At 68.7% G+C, this 15998-nt stretch carries 15 protein-coding genes; 3 read left to right on the forward strand and 12 right to left on the reverse strand.

All coding sequences use genetic code 11. From position 1 onward, the window contains the following. Positions 1-5: 5 nt before the first annotated feature. From ACFYMM_RS38025 to ACFYMM_RS38055, 7 genes are all read right to left on the reverse strand, one after another. Positions 6-809 (reverse strand): hypothetical protein, encoded by an 804-nt coding sequence (locus tag ACFYMM_RS38025; RefSeq protein WP_388395720.1) that lies wholly within the window; start codon positions 807-809, stop codon positions 6-8. An 86-nt stretch (positions 810-895) separates the two neighbouring features. Next, positions 896-1513, reverse strand: a complete 618-nt coding sequence (locus tag ACFYMM_RS38030; RefSeq protein ID WP_388395723.1) for a hypothetical protein — start codon at positions 1511-1513, stop codon at positions 896-898. Positions 1514-1557: 44 nt separating this feature from the next. Then, positions 1558-1881 (reverse strand): hypothetical protein, encoded by a 324-nt coding sequence (locus ACFYMM_RS38035; protein ID WP_388395725.1) that lies wholly within the window; start codon positions 1879-1881, stop codon positions 1558-1560. Positions 1882-2312: 431 nt separating this feature from the next. After that, positions 2313-2984 (reverse strand): hypothetical protein, encoded by a 672-nt coding sequence (locus tag ACFYMM_RS38040; protein ID WP_388395728.1) that lies wholly within the window; start codon positions 2982-2984, stop codon positions 2313-2315. A gap of 140 nt (positions 2985-3124) precedes the next feature. Next, positions 3125-3652 (reverse strand): NUDIX domain-containing protein, encoded by a 528-nt coding sequence (locus ACFYMM_RS38045; RefSeq protein WP_388395730.1) that lies wholly within the window; start codon positions 3650-3652, stop codon positions 3125-3127. Next, positions 3649-4155 (reverse strand): hypothetical protein, encoded by a 507-nt coding sequence (locus ACFYMM_RS38050; protein ID WP_388395732.1) that lies wholly within the window; start codon positions 4153-4155, stop codon positions 3649-3651. The genes ACFYMM_RS38045 and ACFYMM_RS38050 overlap by 4 nt, the downstream gene beginning before the upstream one ends. A 71-nt stretch (positions 4156-4226) precedes the next feature. Beyond that, positions 4227-5135: an ATP-binding protein gene (locus tag ACFYMM_RS38055; protein ID WP_388395735.1), complete on the reverse strand. Its 909-nt coding sequence runs from the start codon at positions 5133-5135 to the stop codon at positions 4227-4229. Between the two features lie 387 nt (positions 5136-5522). Here ACFYMM_RS38055 and ACFYMM_RS38060 point away from each other — a divergent pair, with 387 nt between their 5' ends. The 3 genes from ACFYMM_RS38060 (at position 5523) to ACFYMM_RS38070 (ending at position 8987) form a co-directional block, all read left to right on the forward strand. After that, complete coding sequence (locus ACFYMM_RS38060; RefSeq protein WP_388395850.1) at positions 5523-6356, forward strand: helix-turn-helix domain-containing protein; 834 nt, start codon at positions 5523-5525, stop codon at positions 6354-6356. Beyond that, positions 6353-6583: a DUF397 domain-containing protein gene (locus ACFYMM_RS38065; RefSeq protein WP_388395738.1), complete on the forward strand. Its 231-nt coding sequence runs from the start codon at positions 6353-6355 to the stop codon at positions 6581-6583. The genes ACFYMM_RS38060 and ACFYMM_RS38065 overlap by 4 nt, the downstream gene beginning before the upstream one ends. Before the next feature lie 583 nt (positions 6584-7166). Further along, positions 7167-8987 (forward strand): DUF2637 domain-containing protein, encoded by a 1821-nt coding sequence (locus ACFYMM_RS38070; RefSeq protein ID WP_388395853.1) that lies wholly within the window; start codon positions 7167-7169, stop codon positions 8985-8987. Positions 8988-9366: 379 nt separating this feature from the next. Here ACFYMM_RS38070 and ACFYMM_RS38075 read toward each other — a convergent pair whose 3' ends face one another. From ACFYMM_RS38075 to ACFYMM_RS38095, 5 genes are all read right to left on the reverse strand, one after another. Beyond that, positions 9367-9912: a hypothetical protein gene (locus ACFYMM_RS38075; RefSeq protein WP_388395741.1), complete on the reverse strand. Its 546-nt coding sequence runs from the start codon at positions 9910-9912 to the stop codon at positions 9367-9369. A 142-nt stretch (positions 9913-10054) separates the two neighbouring features. Then, on the reverse strand, positions 10055-11146 hold the full coding sequence (locus tag ACFYMM_RS38080) for an SEC-C metal-binding domain-containing protein (protein WP_388395744.1): 1092 nt from the start codon (positions 11144-11146) through the stop codon (positions 10055-10057). 394 nt (positions 11147-11540) lie between these two features. Beyond that, positions 11541-15092 carry a hypothetical protein gene (locus tag ACFYMM_RS38085; RefSeq protein ID WP_388395747.1) on the reverse strand — a complete coding sequence of 1184 codons (3552 nt, stop codon included), beginning with the start codon at positions 15090-15092 and terminating at the stop codon, positions 11541-11543. Beyond that, positions 15092-15544, reverse strand: coding sequence for a TadE/TadG family type IV pilus assembly protein (locus tag ACFYMM_RS38090; protein ID WP_388395749.1), 453 nt, complete (start codon positions 15542-15544; stop codon positions 15092-15094). The genes ACFYMM_RS38085 and ACFYMM_RS38090 overlap by 1 nt, the downstream gene beginning before the upstream one ends. Next, positions 15544-15987, reverse strand: coding sequence for a TadE family protein (locus ACFYMM_RS38095; protein WP_388395753.1), 444 nt, complete (start codon positions 15985-15987; stop codon positions 15544-15546). The genes ACFYMM_RS38090 and ACFYMM_RS38095 overlap by 1 nt, the downstream gene beginning before the upstream one ends. Positions 15988-15998: the final 11 nt, after the last annotated feature.

A 15998-nucleotide genomic window follows, 5' to 3' on the forward strand; every position in this document is an offset into this window, starting at 1 on the left:
CCATGTCATCGGGTGTGCGCCCCCCAGGTGAGGGTCGCGAGGGTGAGGGTGTGCAGAGCGGTGCGGTCGTTTCCGGCCCAGCCGGTCCACAGCGGGCCGAACGCCTTGTCCTTCTTGCCGGGCCAGGCGTAGGTGGGAGCGATCTTGGCGGCCCAGGTGCGGACAGCCAGGTCGTCGTGCGGGTAGACGTGGAAGTCGCCGGTGTAGTCCGCGGCGGCTGCGGCAGCGGTCCACGGGCCGATGCGCGGGATACGGGTGAGGGCTGCGGCCAAGGCGCCGGCCTCCATGTGCTGCCACGGGCTGTGGTGCTGCTCGTAGTGTGTTGCGGCGGCCGTCAGTGCGGTGCGGTGGAACTTTGCTCCGACGGCAGCGAACTGCTCGTCGGCCAGGGCGAGGACCGCGGCCGGCGCGGGCGCCACCGCGAGCGCTCCGTGCGGGCCTTCCACGGTGGTGCCGTAGGTGCTGCACCAGGTGCGGTAGACCTTGCGGGCCTGGTCGGCGCGTACGACCTGCCGCAGGATCGCCGTGGTGATCGCGTCCCACAGCCAGGGGTTCGCCAGGCGCTGGGTGACGCCGAGTCCGGCGAGGCCTTCGCGTAGAGCGGCCGGGGCGGCGGCCGGGAGGTGCGTGGGGTCAGTGGCGACGAACTGGGGCTTGTCGTCCTCGGTGCCGTCCACGCACGCCATGTGCAGGCCGTCCCCATCGTGGATCACGGTCCAGATGCCGGTGGCGGTGCGGACGGCGCGTGCGCGGCTGCCGTCGGCGTACGTCTGCCAGGCGGGATGATCGGTGGTCACAACTGTGCTCATCGGTTGCTCCTCGGTGTGCTGGTAGTGCACGCCGTAGCCTCTCGCGTCATGGGCCTAGGACGCGCCGCGGCCACGGATTTGAGGCGTCAGCCGATGAGATCGTGTTCGATCAGGTACGTGCGCATGCTCTGGTATTCGGCGAGCGTGCACGACCGGGACTCCTGCGGCGCGTCCCCAGGGATGGCGGCCGCCGGCCAGCTGTCCCGCGCCGGCATCAGCTCCTGGGCCGCGTGGGACAGCTGCTTGCGGCGCGGCCCGCGTACGAACAACGTGACCGTGTGTGGCTCCATCACCGCCTGGTGCACCAGCGACTCGCCGAGCGTGTAGGCACTGCCGGGCCGCTCGACGCTCACGACGGCCGGTTCCAGGTCCGCGCCGGTGAACGGTCCTTCCCAGCCGTTGGTGCGGCGCCGTACAACGTGCACATAGCCGCCGGTGAGGATCCGCGTGGCGAAGGCATAGCAATGGTCGTGCGGCACAAGCTGGTTGTCCGGCCGTGGGTTCATGTTCAGCCGGATCTCGAACCCACGGTCCGGTGCCTGGTACAGCGAGAGCCGGTTGAGCAGCAAGGTGACGCGGCTGGCCGCCAGGCGGTCCGGGTCGTGCAGGATGTCGTTGACGAGCTGGGTGAGCAGCTCTCGGTCATCGGCGAGCCGGTCGAGCACGTTGCGGCTGATCCGCTGGAACTTACGCAGACCGCCCATGTTTAAGGGCGGCACGGTATCCAGCCACGAGGTTGACGCGGTTATCACAGACCACCTGCCGGGGTCTGAGAGGCCTGCTCAAGGTGCCGGCGGGCTCGCCGGGCGATGGAGGCGTACGCCGCGCCGGACAGGGGCCTTTCGCGGTCGGTCACCGGCTCGGTGGTGGCCAGTACCTGCACGGTGGCCGCCGTCCCCCGGGTCGCGCACAGGGTGCCGGGGTGCACAGTGAAGAACTCCCCAGCGACGAACGGGCGCACGTACTGCGGCCGGCCTTCCTGCGCGTCGTCCGGGTCGCGGTACATCTCCAGCATGGTGGCGCCGGCCATGGTGAGGACCGCTGCGGGTGAGTGCACGCGCCAGGGCGTCATGGCGCGTGTGTCCGACACTCGCAGGTAGACCGTGAAGGCGTCCGGAGTCTGGAGCGGGACGTACGCGTAGCCGTGCGCTCGAAATGAGCCCTCCGAGCGGGTACTGCCGGTGTCAAGAAGCGGCAGGATGCGAGACGCGAGAGCAGAGAGCCAACCCGTGGCGGCCGGCACGGTGATATCAGGGATATGGATGGGATTGCGGCCCTGCTCCAAGAGCTGGCCGACGAATTCCGGGAGAACGGCATCCACTGAGCGGGCCCCTTCGGAGTGAGTTCGGATGGTGTGGAGGCGGCGGTGGAGCACTTTGGCGGGCATGGCCTATGGCCCCAGCGCGGTGTTCCGCTCGTGCTGGCTGCCTAGGCCAGGTGCGGGCGGAGTGTGGAGCCTGCCTGGTGGCGTGGATAGATCAGTTCGGGCCACGGGGCAGGGGTTTACGGGGCGAGTGTCGTCAGTTCCTGTGTCAGCTCGTTGAGACCGACGACCCTGTAGGAGTTCAGCCGTCGGACCAGTTGGGAGCCGAGCAGTGTGGGCAGGTTCGGGTGCCCGAAGGGCAGTGGATGGTCCGGCTGCGCAACGACGTGCACCTCGCCGTCGGCGTTGAGGCCGTAGAGGGTTCCGGTGACCCCGAACAGCGGGGCACTCTTGGCGAGGAACACCAGCGGATTCTTCTCGAGGTGAGGGCACAGCGCGGCGGAGGCGCGGGCGTGCCTCGGGCACACGGGAGGCTGGTTCGTGTGGATCGCGGTCTGTCCGGGGTCGTGATCTTTGGGACCGGCGAGGAAGATGAAACCCAGCCGGGTGCGCGCCGGGTGCGTACAGACCTGGCAGCGCATTACCCGCATCGTCAGCATCTGCCGGTAGGGGTGCATGAGCTTCCATTGCGGAGCGCCCGTGGGCATCTCGTGTTGGTCCACTGGGTTGAAGCCGCACCGCGCCCACAGGACGCCTCGCAGCGGCCGGTCCCTGCCGCTCGCGTCCTCATCCGCGTAGTAGAGCCTGGGGCCGGACGAGTGCCGGACGATGACGAGGTTGTCCGGCGCGGCGTCCTCTCCTTCCCTCTGGGTGATGAACGGGATCACACGCGATTCAGTCTGGGGGCGCACGGAACGGCTCTTTTCTCTCACTTTGCTGGTCGCACGGGCTGGACGGAACCGGGCAGATGATCACGGCGTCTTGGTGAGGCACTGGTGGTTCACCATCAGCTCGAAGAGTTCACGTCGGGGAGCGCGGGGACGGTGCTCGGTCAGCCCGTTCCGCTGGTGGTGCAGCCGGTGTGCTGGGGAATGCCGAGGAGGAGTTCTTCGACTCGGCCGGTGCGGGCTGCATGCAGGCACTGCTGGATGCGGTGGAGTTCGTGGTCGATTGCCCAGTGGGGGATGTCGGCGTGTTCGGTCCAGACGGCTTCGGCGTAGCCGCTCGCCTGGTCGACGATGGGTTCGGTGTCGTCGGTTGTGGGGGCGCTGTAGATGAAGGTGGTTCCTTCATGGTGGTGGCCGGCCCATTCGGGCGTGTGGTCGACGGCGGTCAGGGGCCCCGGGGTGACGCGCAGCGCGAGCTTCTCGGCGAGGAGGCGGCTGAGGGCTCGTCGGGGCAGTTCGTTGGCGGCGGCTGAGCCTCCGGGCAAGCCCCATTCGTATACGGGTGTCCCGTACGTTCGCCGGATCAGCAGAACAGTCGTGCCACGGGTGAGGAGGGCGAGAACGCCCACTCGGCGTGGCGGAGGGTCCTGGAACCAGTCGCGTTGCTCTTCTGGCATTGCGTCCCCTTTCATCTGGCACTGGAGATCGGGTTACTGAGGCCGCGCAGGCCGGTGCGGGCGGCGTCTTCAGGGGTGGTGGCTGCGAGCTGCGCGGCGAGTGCGGTGTGGGGTGTGGGCTCTGGCCGTAGTTGGGCGAGGGCTTGTCGCAGGGGGCCGGTCGGGACGAGCCGGTCGCTTGCGGAGGGCCGTAGCCAGTAGGGGCCTGGGGGTGTGGTGCGGTTGAGGGACGGCAGGGTGATCGTGTGGGGGGCGCCGATGCATACGCCGTGGCTGTGGGGCTCCCATCGGCTGGAGGAGCCGGGCGGCACGAGCCAGTAGAGCCATCCGGCCCCGGGGTCCTCGATGACGGGTCCGCAGCCGCCTTGGACGCCGTCCATGATCGCGATGGCGGCGCGAGCCTGCAGCCCGGATGAGGTGATGACGACGTCGAACAGGTTGCGCCCCAGGCGTACGCGGGTATCGCGGCGCGCTTCGACGTTCAGGAGCGTGCGGACCACCTCGGCGAGGTCTGACATGTCGGCGGCCGGCTCATGCGCGGGGCCAGCGGATACGACCAGGTGACTCATCATGGCCGCGGCCGGGGTGGTCACAGTTCGACCCGGCCCGGGTGCAGGGTGGCGCGGACGGTCTTGCCGTCGAAGTCCGGGCTGATGAACCAGGTGAGGTGCGCGCCGGTCCTGCTGGCATCCCACAGTCCGCGCCCCAGCTCCCCGTTGACCGCGCTGTCGAAGTGGGGGAACGACGGGTTGGGGTCGCTGACGTCGATGAGGAGTTCGTGGGCCTGGGTGACGCGGAACAGGACTGAAAGCGCCTGTCCCTGCTTGCCGGGGGTGAGGCCGTGGTGCACGGCGTTGTCGACGAGGCAGTGCAGGACGTCGATGGCGGCGTGTACGCTCCCGGGCCAGTTCAGCATGGTGAGCAGCGTCCGGCCCTTGATGCGAGCGACGTTCACGGCACTGGTGTCGGCCGGGAGGGCCAGGGGCAGTTCACGTAAGACCGGGGCGGTTAAAGCGGCGGGTCGCATGGGGGCGTCGTTTCCTTTTCGCAGGATGAGGGAGCACCAGGTCGTTGTGCCGTCGGGACTGACGCCCCAGGCATCGGCCATGGCGTCGATGAGGAACAGGCCGCGGCCGTTCTCGTCGTCGGGGGCGGGGCAGCGGAGTTCGGGCCGGGCCGCAGAGCCGTCACGGGCCTCGATCACCAGCCGGTCGTGGCGGAGGTAGAGGCGGAATCCGACGTCCGGACCAGTGCCGTGACAAAAGGCGTTGGTGACCAGTTCTGTAGTGAGCAGTTCGGCAGTCTCAGTGAGGTCGGGCTGGCCCCAGTGGTTCAGCGCGGCTCGGACGATGCGGCGGCACCGGGCGGGCCAGGCCGCGTCTGCCTCGGTGAGCCGGCCGGGCCTGGAGGCAGGGTCACGCGCGATGGACACCTCGTGGCCGGCGCGCAGTGCGCGGGGGCTGGCGCTGATCCGCGTATGCACCGCAGTCGACGTCATGCCAGACCTCCGGAGTAGCGATGGGGACTTGGGCACAGGCACAGCCGTGCCAAGGGCAGAGCCACGGCGCAGTCACGTCCTGTAGTAGCCCAACCACTGTGTTGCATGGCAGGGTTGAGATGCAATGACGCGTGCAATTTTCACGATGAATGGCATATGCGATCGACTGAGCTCTTGGCTGTGCAAGGTGGACTTGGGGTGGCACACTCTCAACCCGAGCATGGTCAAGGGGAACTTGGGGAGGATCGGACCGGACTTCGGGAAGTTCACACCGGACTCTGGGACGGTTGCACCCGACTCGATCGGCGCGTGCCTCGGCACGGACAGGAGGGAAGGCCAGTGGCCGCACCGAAGGGACCAACCAGCCGGCGCGTGCACCTCGGTAAGGTGCTCACGAGGATGCGCGAAGACCTCGGAGCACGGCGGGAGGACGTCGCCTCAGCACTCGGGTTCTCTGCGGAGAAGCTGTGGCGCGTCGAGAGAGGCAGGACCAGTCTGCCAAATCCGACCGACCTGAAGAATCTCCTTGACTACTACCGTGTAGAGGACCCCGAGGTTGTCGACAGCCTCTTGGTCATTCACCGGGAGTCGCTGCAAGAAGGATGGTGGGTACCGTACTCGGCACACCTTCCGAAGGGCATGCGCGAGTACGTGGGTATGGAGACCGACGCGCTCTCCATCGCGGCCTGGCAGCCGTCGTTGGTCTTCGGCCTCCTCCAGACTGAAAACTACGCCCGCGCACTGCTTCTGTCTGCCAAGGCGGTTGATGAGACCACTACCGAGTTCATCGACAACAACGTCGCCTTGCGTATGGAGCGAAAAGCCCTGATCACTGGGTCAGATCCCCGCGATTTGTGGGTCATCATGGGCGAGGATGCCATCCGCAGCACGATCGGCAGCCGCGAGGTGATGGCTGAGCAATACGAGGAAATCAAGCGCCTCGCCTCCCACGACCATGTCACGGTGCAGATACTGCCAGCGGCGTCGACCGGCTACCGAGCGAGCCAAAACTTCGCACTCCTGGACATGGGTGAGCCGCTGGGCAAGATCGTTCAGGCCGACCAGCCGGGCGGTCAGGCCAGCATCACCGATAAGAAGCCCGATGTCGGCAAATACTCCCGCAGGTTCGAAGCACTGCGGGCTGCGGCGCTCGCACCTCACGAGACGCCGCGTTTCATTGATCAAGTCCAACGTGACCTGGAACGAGAGTTGACATCGTGACCACTACCTGTAAGAAAGCCACCGATCTGGCTCCCGAGAGCGCCTGGTTCAAGTCGTCCTACAGCAGCGGCTCGGAAGGCAACTGTCTCGAGTCTGCTGATCTCAAGCGCGAGGTCGGCGTTCGTGACTCGAAAGACAAGGAAGGTCCTGGTCTGGTCTTCTCGAAGGTGTCATGGACCGCCTTCATCACCAGTGTCATTGCAGGCGAGCCCGACGTGCATGCCTAGTCCACCACTCACTATGATGGCTCCCCTCAGGCACCGTGGGGGGAGCCGCCATCGTCTTTCTAGGCACTCCCCGGCGTAATAGGACAAGTGACGTCCATCGCGCAGTACAGGGGCCAGCGCCGCGCTGGATATTTGTTCGAGTCTCGCATGCGGGGGCTTCACCTTCTGCTGTGTAAATGCGCGCAGACTCCAAAGACTTCGGGCACATTCAAATGATTTGATCAAGGGGTGCTGAACCGCCACCGAGCATCTTCCTGCACCGCAGCCACGGGTGTCTGGCCGCCTGACGTACGGGAGCCAGGGAGCGCGTGATTCCTGCCTCTGCCTCCCGCCAGGGCATCAGCCCGGACGGTGCCCTCTGCAAGGCGGAACGGTTTGGCGTTCAGGGAAATGTGGCCGCTTTTCGCTGGCGTTGCACAAGAAGTGATCCGCGAGGCGTCACGACATGCTCCTCGTTGTGGCAGTGTGTGGGGCGGGTTGTGAGGCGGGGATGGGGGAGTGGGGCGTGGCTGTGGGGAAGGGTGCGGCAATCCAGTTGACCCGGGTGCATCGGGTCCTGATCGGTGTGGTGGTCTCGGGTGCGATGATCATCGCGGGTATCGGTTTCGCTGGCTCGTATGCGGCGGTTCGTGCCCTGGCCGTCAGGAAAGGTTTTGGGACCTTCGCCTACGTTTTTCCGGTCGGTATTGATGCCGGTATCTGCGTCCTGCTGGCCTTGGATCTTTTGCTGACGTGGATCCGGATCCCCTTTCCGTTGTTGCGGCAGACGGCGTGGCTGTTGACGGTGGCGACGATCGCGTTCAATGGAGCGGCGGCGTGGCCGGATCCGCTGGGTGTGGGGATGCACGCGGTGATCCCGGTGCTGTTCGTGGTCGCGGTCGAGGCGGCTCGGCACGCGATCGGCCGGATCGCCGACATCACGGCCGACAGGCATATGGAGGGTGTGCGTCTGACCCGCTGGCTTCTCTCGCCCATCCCCACGTTCCTCCTGTGGCGGCGTATGAAGCTGTGGGAGCTGCGCTCCTACGAGCAGGTCATCAGGCTCGAGCAGGAACGCCTCGTCTACCAGGCCAGCCTGCACTCCCGCTTCGGCCGCGCATGGCGGCGCAGGGCGCCGGTGGAGGCGCTGATGCCGCTCCGCCTCGCTCGTTACGGAGTCCCCTTGGCCGAGACGGCTCCGGCCGGCCTGGCGGCTGCGGGCATTGACGAGCTTCCGATCCAGTTCACCGTCGAGCGGGCCCCGGTCCCGGTCCAGCGGCAGAGCCCCGATCTCGAGGCCGCCGTCAGCCATGAGGAGGAACTGGCGGCGGTGCGCGGCGCGCAGCCAGGGCCGGTGGAGCAGCCGCGCACCGCAGCGTTGCCGGAGCCGTCGCATGATCTGGCGAACGCGGACGCGGACGCGGACGCGGACACCGACCCACACCTCGCCCGCGCCTACCAGGACTGGGTGGCCGCTTTCGGGTTCGAGCCCACGAGCGCCCAGTTCGCGCTGTGGCTGCAAGACCAGTACGGCATCGCCACCGCGGCCGGCGGGCCACTGTCCGATGCGCAGCTCGAACCCGTGCTGCAGCTTCTCAAGCTGCGCTATATGCCCGCAGCTGAGGACAGGAGCGAGCCTCAGGACCCGGACGACGCCGGCGACGGATGGGGTGACTACTTCTACAGCGCCTGGCTCACCTACGCGCGGGAGCAGGGGACCTACCCCGATGCGGCCGCTCTCGCCGCGTACGTGTACGAGCGGGATCAGATCACTGGCGGCGACGGCCGGCCCCTCACGGGTGCGGACGTGGAGTACTTCGTCTCCGTTTTCCGCGAGCGCGAGTTCGATGAGTCCCAGGCGCCCGTCGACGGGGAACGTGGCGAGGCCGCCGCGCAGGCGCCCGTCGGCGAGCCCCTCCCGGACGAGGAGGAGTCTGAGGAGGCATCGGAGGGGGCGGGCGCGCTCCCGGCCAGGGAGGCGCGCAGTGCCAGGGTGAGCGCTTCCATCGACGAGCCGCCGGTCGAGGACGAGCCGGCGGGGGAGCCGGCCGTCCTCACTACCGTCGACCGCTACTACCTCGCTTGGACCGAATACCAGAGCCAGCACGGGGAGGAGGCCAAGGCCGAGCAGCTGTCCGCCCACCTTGCCGGCAAGAAGGGCATGACCGGCCGCGGCGGAAAGCCGGTGAGCCCGTCCACCCTGCGCCGCTACCTCCTGCCGTTCCGTGTCTACACCGTGTGGGCGCAGCAGCGGGTGCGCAACGAAGCCCCGTCGCCCGATGTCATTGCGCAGGAGTGCGCAGTCCAGGGGATCACCGCGCAGCACAACCGGCCCCTCACCGCCGACTACATTGCTGAGCAGGCCGCCGACTTCGAACGGCGCTGGCAGGCACTGACCCGCCACCTCACGCGGCCGCAGCAGTAAGAAGCCGGCGGGGCATCGCTCTGTACTTCGTCCAGGGGCCGGTCATCGCCACCGGACGTGCTCAGGACGGGGGAGGCGTCGGTCTGGACCACGACCTGGCTCAGTCCGTGCTGCGGTGGCGTGAACCGTACGGGAACCGGGGGGTGTGTGGCGCACATGGCCGCCCGCGTGCAACGAGGCGGCTCCAGGTGAACTGCTTCGCGTGCGCGCCTGGGACCTTGTGCCAGCGGGTGGCGGTGTACCGAGCGGCTGTGCGCACCCGCGGCTACACGGCCTTGCGTCAGCGGCCGTTGGATTTCGCCGCTCGCTGCCCTTTGAGCTTCCCGCCGTGGCCGCTTCGGGTCCTCGTAGGCGGCCACGGCGGGTACGCCGCGTGAGGTCATCTGCGGTGGTGTTCGCCCCACCACGGCAGGATCGGGGGCAGGTCGCTGAGGCCGCGGGCCGGCCGCTTGGGCAGTGGCGATTCCCCGTCGTCTCCGTCCCAGCGGCGGGCGTATTGGTCGGGGAGGGTGCCCCAGCCCCAGTAGGGAACCGGACGGTCGGGGGCGTCGCCGAGTTCGTCGAGGGGGTCGATGCGTTTGTCCGCGACGGTGCACAGGTGGGCCCAGTTGTCGCCCAGGTCGAAGACGTAGGCGAACTGCTCGCCGCCCTGCAGTCTGCTCAGTTTGGTGGCATGGCCGTCCACGGTGCCGTCCGGGGCCTCGCCGTCCCACCACTCCAGGGGGCTGACCCGGGTGCCGTCGGACAGTGTGAACAGGTGCAGGTGGGCCAGGTCCCAGCGGGCGAAGGCGAGATCGATGGCGGTGGCGAGCTGGGTGAAGGAGTGTGAGCGTGCGGCGGCGAAGACGCGGCCGGGGCGGGGCCACAGGTCTGCGCCGTGCCCGGAGACCAACTCCACCCGGATGGACAGCCAGGTACGTGCCACGATCACAACCCCTTCATGCGCGAGATACAGAAGCCAGCATCGAGGCTACTGAGTGTGACTGCATTGGTGAATCGACTGGGCCGTACACGGGAATTCTCAGGCTCTGACGCGAGTCTGGTGAGAGACCCCGGATGGATCGTGGTCAGGTGAGGGCGGGGTTGCCGCAGCATTTCTTGTACTTGCGTGTGGAGCCGCACCAGCAGGGGGCGTTGCGGGGTGGAGGCCACGAGGTGGCCTGTCCTCGGGCTGCGAGATCGGCGGCGTAGTGCGCCCTAGTGTCCCCGTCCTGCACAGGCAGGTTCTCCTGGCGGGTGAAGGACTCGAAGCCGGTGAGGGTGGCGTGGGCGATGCCGAGGTGTACTTCGCCTTCGCTGGAGAGGCGTTGCAGCATCTGCTCGATGTGGCGGACGTGTTCGTGATGCTCCGTGCCGTAGTGGTCGGCCAGTTCGGGCCAGGTGCCAAGCAGTTGGGTAAATTCGTCCAGGTTCCAGAAGAGTGCGCAGGTCATGCGGGGCCGGGACAGGGCGGCCCGGCGGGCTTCGACTTCCTGGGAGAGTTTCTCGATCGAGGCGACCAGGGCCTGGGGGTCACTGTCCGCAGTGGCCCGTAGCTCGGGGTTGTGAAGGTCATCCAGGGTGCTGGTGGCGCGGAGCCGGGCCGGGCGGTCGTCGTAAAGGGCGTGGGCGAGTTGGTCGAGGTCGTCGTGCGGCTGGCCGAGGCGACGCCGTACCCGGTGGCGGCCGATGACGAGCATCTCGATGCCGGTGGCGTCCGCCGCCTCGCCAACGGCGTCTACGGTGAGGGGAGTGGTGGGGCCGAGGAGGCGGGTCACTGCCGCGGTGAACCAGTCCGCGGCGTCGTGGAGTTCGTCGGCGGCCTCGAACATCTCCGCGACGATGTTCCAGGGGCCGGTATCGGCGGGGTGCCGGCGGCGCAGGTCCGTGGCCGCTTCACGGGCCTCGTCCCTGCGTCCGGCATCCCACAGGCAGTTGACGCGGAATGCCTGGACGAGGTGGGGGTCTTCGCAGGCGCCGCCGTCCAGGACCTGCTGGTAGAGCGCGAGCGCCTTCTCGTGCTGGCCTGCGCGGCTGTAGAACTCCGCGGCCTCGGTGAGGAGCTCTTCCTGGTCCTGGGGGTACTTGCGGGCCAGGGCTTCCAGTTCTTCGCCCTGTTGGGCGTCGGTCCGCTGGACGGGGGCGGGCTGAGGGCGTGCGGGGCGGCGCTTGCGGGACATACGGCCACACTATCGGCGCGGCAAAGCCCGCGTGGTGGACCAGCCGACGCTCCCGGGGGGATCGTTTCCCCGATCCGGTGCCGTCGCGGTGGCGGCTGCCGCAGTGTCGCGCCGCCCCTGACTGGTGCACCTGCTCCCCGGGGTTCATGAGGCGAGCCGTACGCGCTCGCAGTGACAAGCCGGCCTTCGCCCTGACCGGGAAGTGGCCGCCTTGGACGACGGCCTGGCTCAGCACTCGGACGCGGTTGCGTAGCCGCGTACGGGAAACAGTGGGGCAGTGGCGCATCCGGCCGCCTGCGTCCGACGAGGCGGTCCTGAGCGAACGGCTCGCCTACGCGGCCTGAAACGTTGCCCCAACCAGTAGCGCGCACGCGCGGCCCTTGCGCACCCGCGTCTACAAGGCCTTGCGCACCGCTGCGCCCGAGCCGTCCAGGAGTTCGTTGATGAGGTTTTCGGTCTCTGTTTCGAGGGAGCAGTCGAGTGTCTGGTTGACGTGTTGGATGCGGGTGATGGCTGTGTGGAGGCCTTGCCGGTTTCCGGCCGTGTGTTCGATTCTGAGCCAGTCGCGATAGAGGAGCTCTGCCGTGGGGTCGGCGTCGAGGCCGGTGGTGATGGCTTGGCGGGCGGTGGTGAGGTTGTGGTGGGGGCCTGTGGGGGTGCGGTAGGTGGCTACGGTGTGGGCGACGTCGATGATGCGTGTGGTCATTTCCTGGGCGTGGGGTTCGGCCCAGGGCAGTGGCCGGCCGCCGAAGGGCCGGCCGCGCACCAGAGTCAGTGCTTTCTCCAGGTCGGTGAGGCCGGAGGGGCCCAGTGGCAGGGCGTGTTCGGTGAGTTGGAGGAAGCGGGTCCAGTCGCAGCGGATGCTGGGCGCGAGCCGGTAGGGGTCTTCGCCGGTTTTGCGGCGTGGGACGTAGGGGTTGCCTGCTGGATTGTTGCCCAGGGAGCGGCGTAGTCCTTGCAGGCGGGCGTTGAGGGTGCTGGTGGACCAGGGGCTGACGGGGTCCATGTCGGTGCACAGCATGTCCGCGCTCCGGCCGGGCCGGAAGTACAACAAGGCGGCCAGCTGCGCCATTCTGGGGCCGTGACCGGTGCTGTCCACGCCGGTCACTTCGACCGGGCCCAGCACCCGGATCTCCGGGGCGTGCAGGTCCTGTGCCTCGCACTCTTCCCCCTCCGGCACCGCAGGCTCCTCGAGGGCGACCCCCAGGCCGTCAGCCTCTCCAGCTTTTGCCGCATCGGTGGACTCCGCAGCGGCCGGGGCCGCCGGGGCCAAAGACACTGCCGCTTCGGCACCCGGTCCGGTTTCGTCGTCGAGCTGGGTCGACGACGCAGTGGGGGAGAGGAGTCGGAGTCCGGACGGGTCGGTGCTGGCGGCCAGCAGGGCCGGGAACACATCGCTGCCCGCATCCGTAGGAGCCGCCGGCGCAGCGGTGGCCGCGGACGGGCGGGGCTTCTTGGGAGCGGTCTGCTCGGGCTGGGGCATGTGGTCTGGCTCCTCCAGGACGTTGTGCCAGGGCGCCTCGGCTGGATGGGCTGGCTGCCCCGCTACCTTCAAAGCGGTGGTGATCTGCTGGTAGGCGGCGTGTTCCAGGCGCTGCACCGTGACGTTCATGCCGGCGTGGTGGAGGTTTTGCGGGTCGCTGCGGGAGGCGTTGAGGATTTCGGCTTCGGGGAAGTGCGTGGCCGCGGTACTGGCGGGGGCGATCAGGGTGACGGGGACCGTGCCGGCGCGGGAGATCAGGTCGGCGGCCTGCCAGGCGGTGTCCTCGTCGAGGGACGACGCACACAGCAGCAGGTAGGGCTGATGCTGGATTTCCGGCATCTGGTGTGCTTCCAGCAGGCGTTCGCTCAGATCACGCAGCGCGTGCGTGGCCTGGCGCATGTGGGCGATCCGTGCGGTGGGCAGCAGCTGCGGCAGGTCTTCGCCGAACCCGACGGTGACGATCTCGACGTCGTTTGCCCACGGGCTCATGGCGAGTTCCAGCGTGAGGGAGGTGCATACCTCGGTGATGTGGAGGGGGTTGCCGTCCAGGAGCAGTGCGGGCAGTTGGGTGAGGTTGAGTAGCAGGAGGTCGCCCGTCTCGGTGCTGCCGATCGTGACCAGCCCCGGATACGGTGCCGACACCTCGCGGGCGTCCTGTTCGTCCAGGAGGACGGCGTCGGCGGGCAGGGCCCACCATCCGCCCTGCCCGCGGGCGAAGGGCGCCGCGGGGTCCTGGGCGAGATCCTCGGGCAGCACCTCCAGCGCGCGGGTGCCGATCCGGGCAGCTCGCAGCGGCGGCAGGGCCGGGTCCTCTTCTTGGGCGGCCTGGTGGGCCAGTGTCCGCAGGGCCGCGTCCAGGTGGGCGGCGCCGCCCGGCTCGGCGGCCGCTGCCAGCTGGGCCTCGGCCGTGGACGTCTGTGATGCGATGGCGATTTTCTCGCCGGGTCTGCGGCGGCGGCGCTGCAGGGTGCGGCGCAGGGCGAGAGCACCGGTGATGGCGGACGCCAGCAGTGCGCCGGCACCGAGAACGGTGCGCAGGTTCAGCGGGCTGCTCGCCGGAGCCGTCGCCGGTGTCTGGGACGCGGTCGCGGCGGGGGAGGAGCCGGCAGTGTGGCCGGATGTTTCAGCTGATGCCGGCGGGGAGGCGGCAGAGGTCGACGTGCTGACGCTGGGCTCCGGGGTCGCGGAGGCCGGTGCCGACGTCGATGCCTGATCCTGCCCTGGCTGCCCTGGCTGCCCTGGCTGCCCTGGCTGTCCGGGCTGTTCGGCGGGGCGGCTGGCCGGTGTGCTGGGGGCCGATGGCTTTGGTGCGGGTGTGGTGGTCTGGCGCGGTGCGGGCGTCTGGTCGTTACCCGTGCCGGCGCCCGGCTTCTGCTCACCGTGCGTGTTTTGGCTGGCCGGGGGAGTGGTCTCTTGGTTGCCGGCCTTGTCACCCCGGTCCCGGTCCTGGTCCTCATCCCGGTCCTGGTCCCGGTCCCGGTTCTGGGTGGGCTGGTCGGGCGGGGCGCTGGGCACGGTGATTTGCTGGCCTGTGTAGATGACGTTCGGGTCGGTGATCTGGGGCAGGCCGTGCGGTTGTGGCTTGTCCCGGCTGGCGTTGAAAAGTTGCGGCCATTCGTCGCCGTCGCCGAGTTCTTTCTCTGCGATTTTCGACAGGTAGTCGCCCGGGTGGACTGTGACGAGGTGCCCGCTCGCCGCGTCGGCTGCCGGTGCGGCCTCACCCAACTGCGTGCGGAGGTCGTCCACTCGGGTTGACGGGTCGGGCATGTGGAGCTGCCAGCCGGGTTGCAGGAAGCTGTTCGCGTGGAAGACGGTGCCGTCGGCCATGGTCCGTCCCTCGTTCAGGGCGGCGATCTCCCGCCACCGCTCCCCGTCACCCAACTCTCGTTCGGCGATGCCCCACAGGCTCTGCGCGGGCCGTGTCTCGCGCACCGTGTAGGTGGTGCGGGATGCCGGTGTGCTTGCGGAGGATGTGGGTGAGGCCTGGTCGGGTTGGGCGGCCTGCGGAGCCTGGACCGCCTGACCCGGCACACGTCCCGCTGTGGTGGCCGGGGCGGCCTGGGCGTCGGAGGCCAGTGCGGAGCTCGTGGGCAGGAGCACGAGGATGCTGCCGATCAGCAGGGCCGCGGCGCGCTGCGTGGCGCCCATCCCCCGCGGGGCGTGCCAGGTCCGGCCCCGCAGCTGTGCGAGGAGTTCGCGTACGGCGCAGAAGCTGAACTGCGCCCATCCGATCCAGCCCACCGTGACCAGCAGCAGCAGGAACACGCTGCCGGTGTCCTGGCGGTCCAGCAGGTGCAGGGCGTCGTCGTGGGTGGCAGCCCAGATGACGGGGGTGGCCCATGCCAGCAGCAGCGGCAGCCCGGCGACCGCGGCGGCTAGGACGAGCAGGCTCGTCATGGCTTTGAAGACCTGGGCGAGGGTGCGGCCCGCTGTTGCGGCGGGGGAGCGGGTGGTGGTGCGCATCAGTTTCCTTCGGGAGCCGTGACGCCGTGCAGGAGGATGGCCTTGCCGTGGCCGGTCACCGGCAGAGAGCCGATCCCCATCACCGACAAGAAGGTGGTGTCGTAGGTGCCGGTGACCGTGACGGTGAGCGTCTTGCCGTCGCCGGACACGGTGACCGTGCCGGTGGCACCGGCGGAGCGCAGGTAGGCCTGGGCTGCGGCGGACGCGGCCTGCGGATCCGCGATGATCGCCCTCCCGGTGATCGCGTCGGCGGGATCGATGGCCTGACCGCCTGCCCGCGCGGCTTCGCCGGCGATGTAGTCCGCGCGTTCGGTGGCGCGCATCTTGCTGCCCCCGTCGACGGCGAGGCCGATGATGCCGATCAGCGCGATGACGCACACGGCGACGAACACCGTGACGCCGCCGGCATCGTCCAGCCGCTCCCGGCGCACATAGTTCTGCCGGAAGATCATCAATCCCCCCGTTGCCGGAACTGGTCGACTACTGAGGTCGCCGTTGACGTGAGCGTCTTGGCTCCTGGTACACCCGGAAGCAGGAGATCGGACAATGTGACGGTGCAGGTCACGGTCACGGTGACCGTGCCGACCTGCCCCACCGGCACACTGAGACCACCGGTGTTGATGCTGACGCTGGTCGACGCGCACGTGATGCCCTGGTCGTTGAGGGACTCGGCAGCAGCCTGCTGCGCGGCGCTCTGCGCGGAGGCTGCGGTGCGGTGGATGGACGCCTCGCGTGCCGCGTCCTCGGCCGCGGCGTCGATTTTCGCGCCGGAGGTGACGATCCGGCCGCCCGCGATGGCCAGACAGATGAACATGATCAAGGCGGGGAGGACGATCGCCGCCTCGATCGCGGCGCTTCCCTCATCGCTGCATAGCCTGCGAGCCCGCTGGGCCATGGATCGCACCT

The sequence above is a fragment of the Streptomyces sp. NPDC006739 genome, from assembly GCF_042869815.1.
GTDB lineage: Bacteria > Actinomycetota > Actinomycetes > Streptomycetales > Streptomycetaceae > Streptomyces.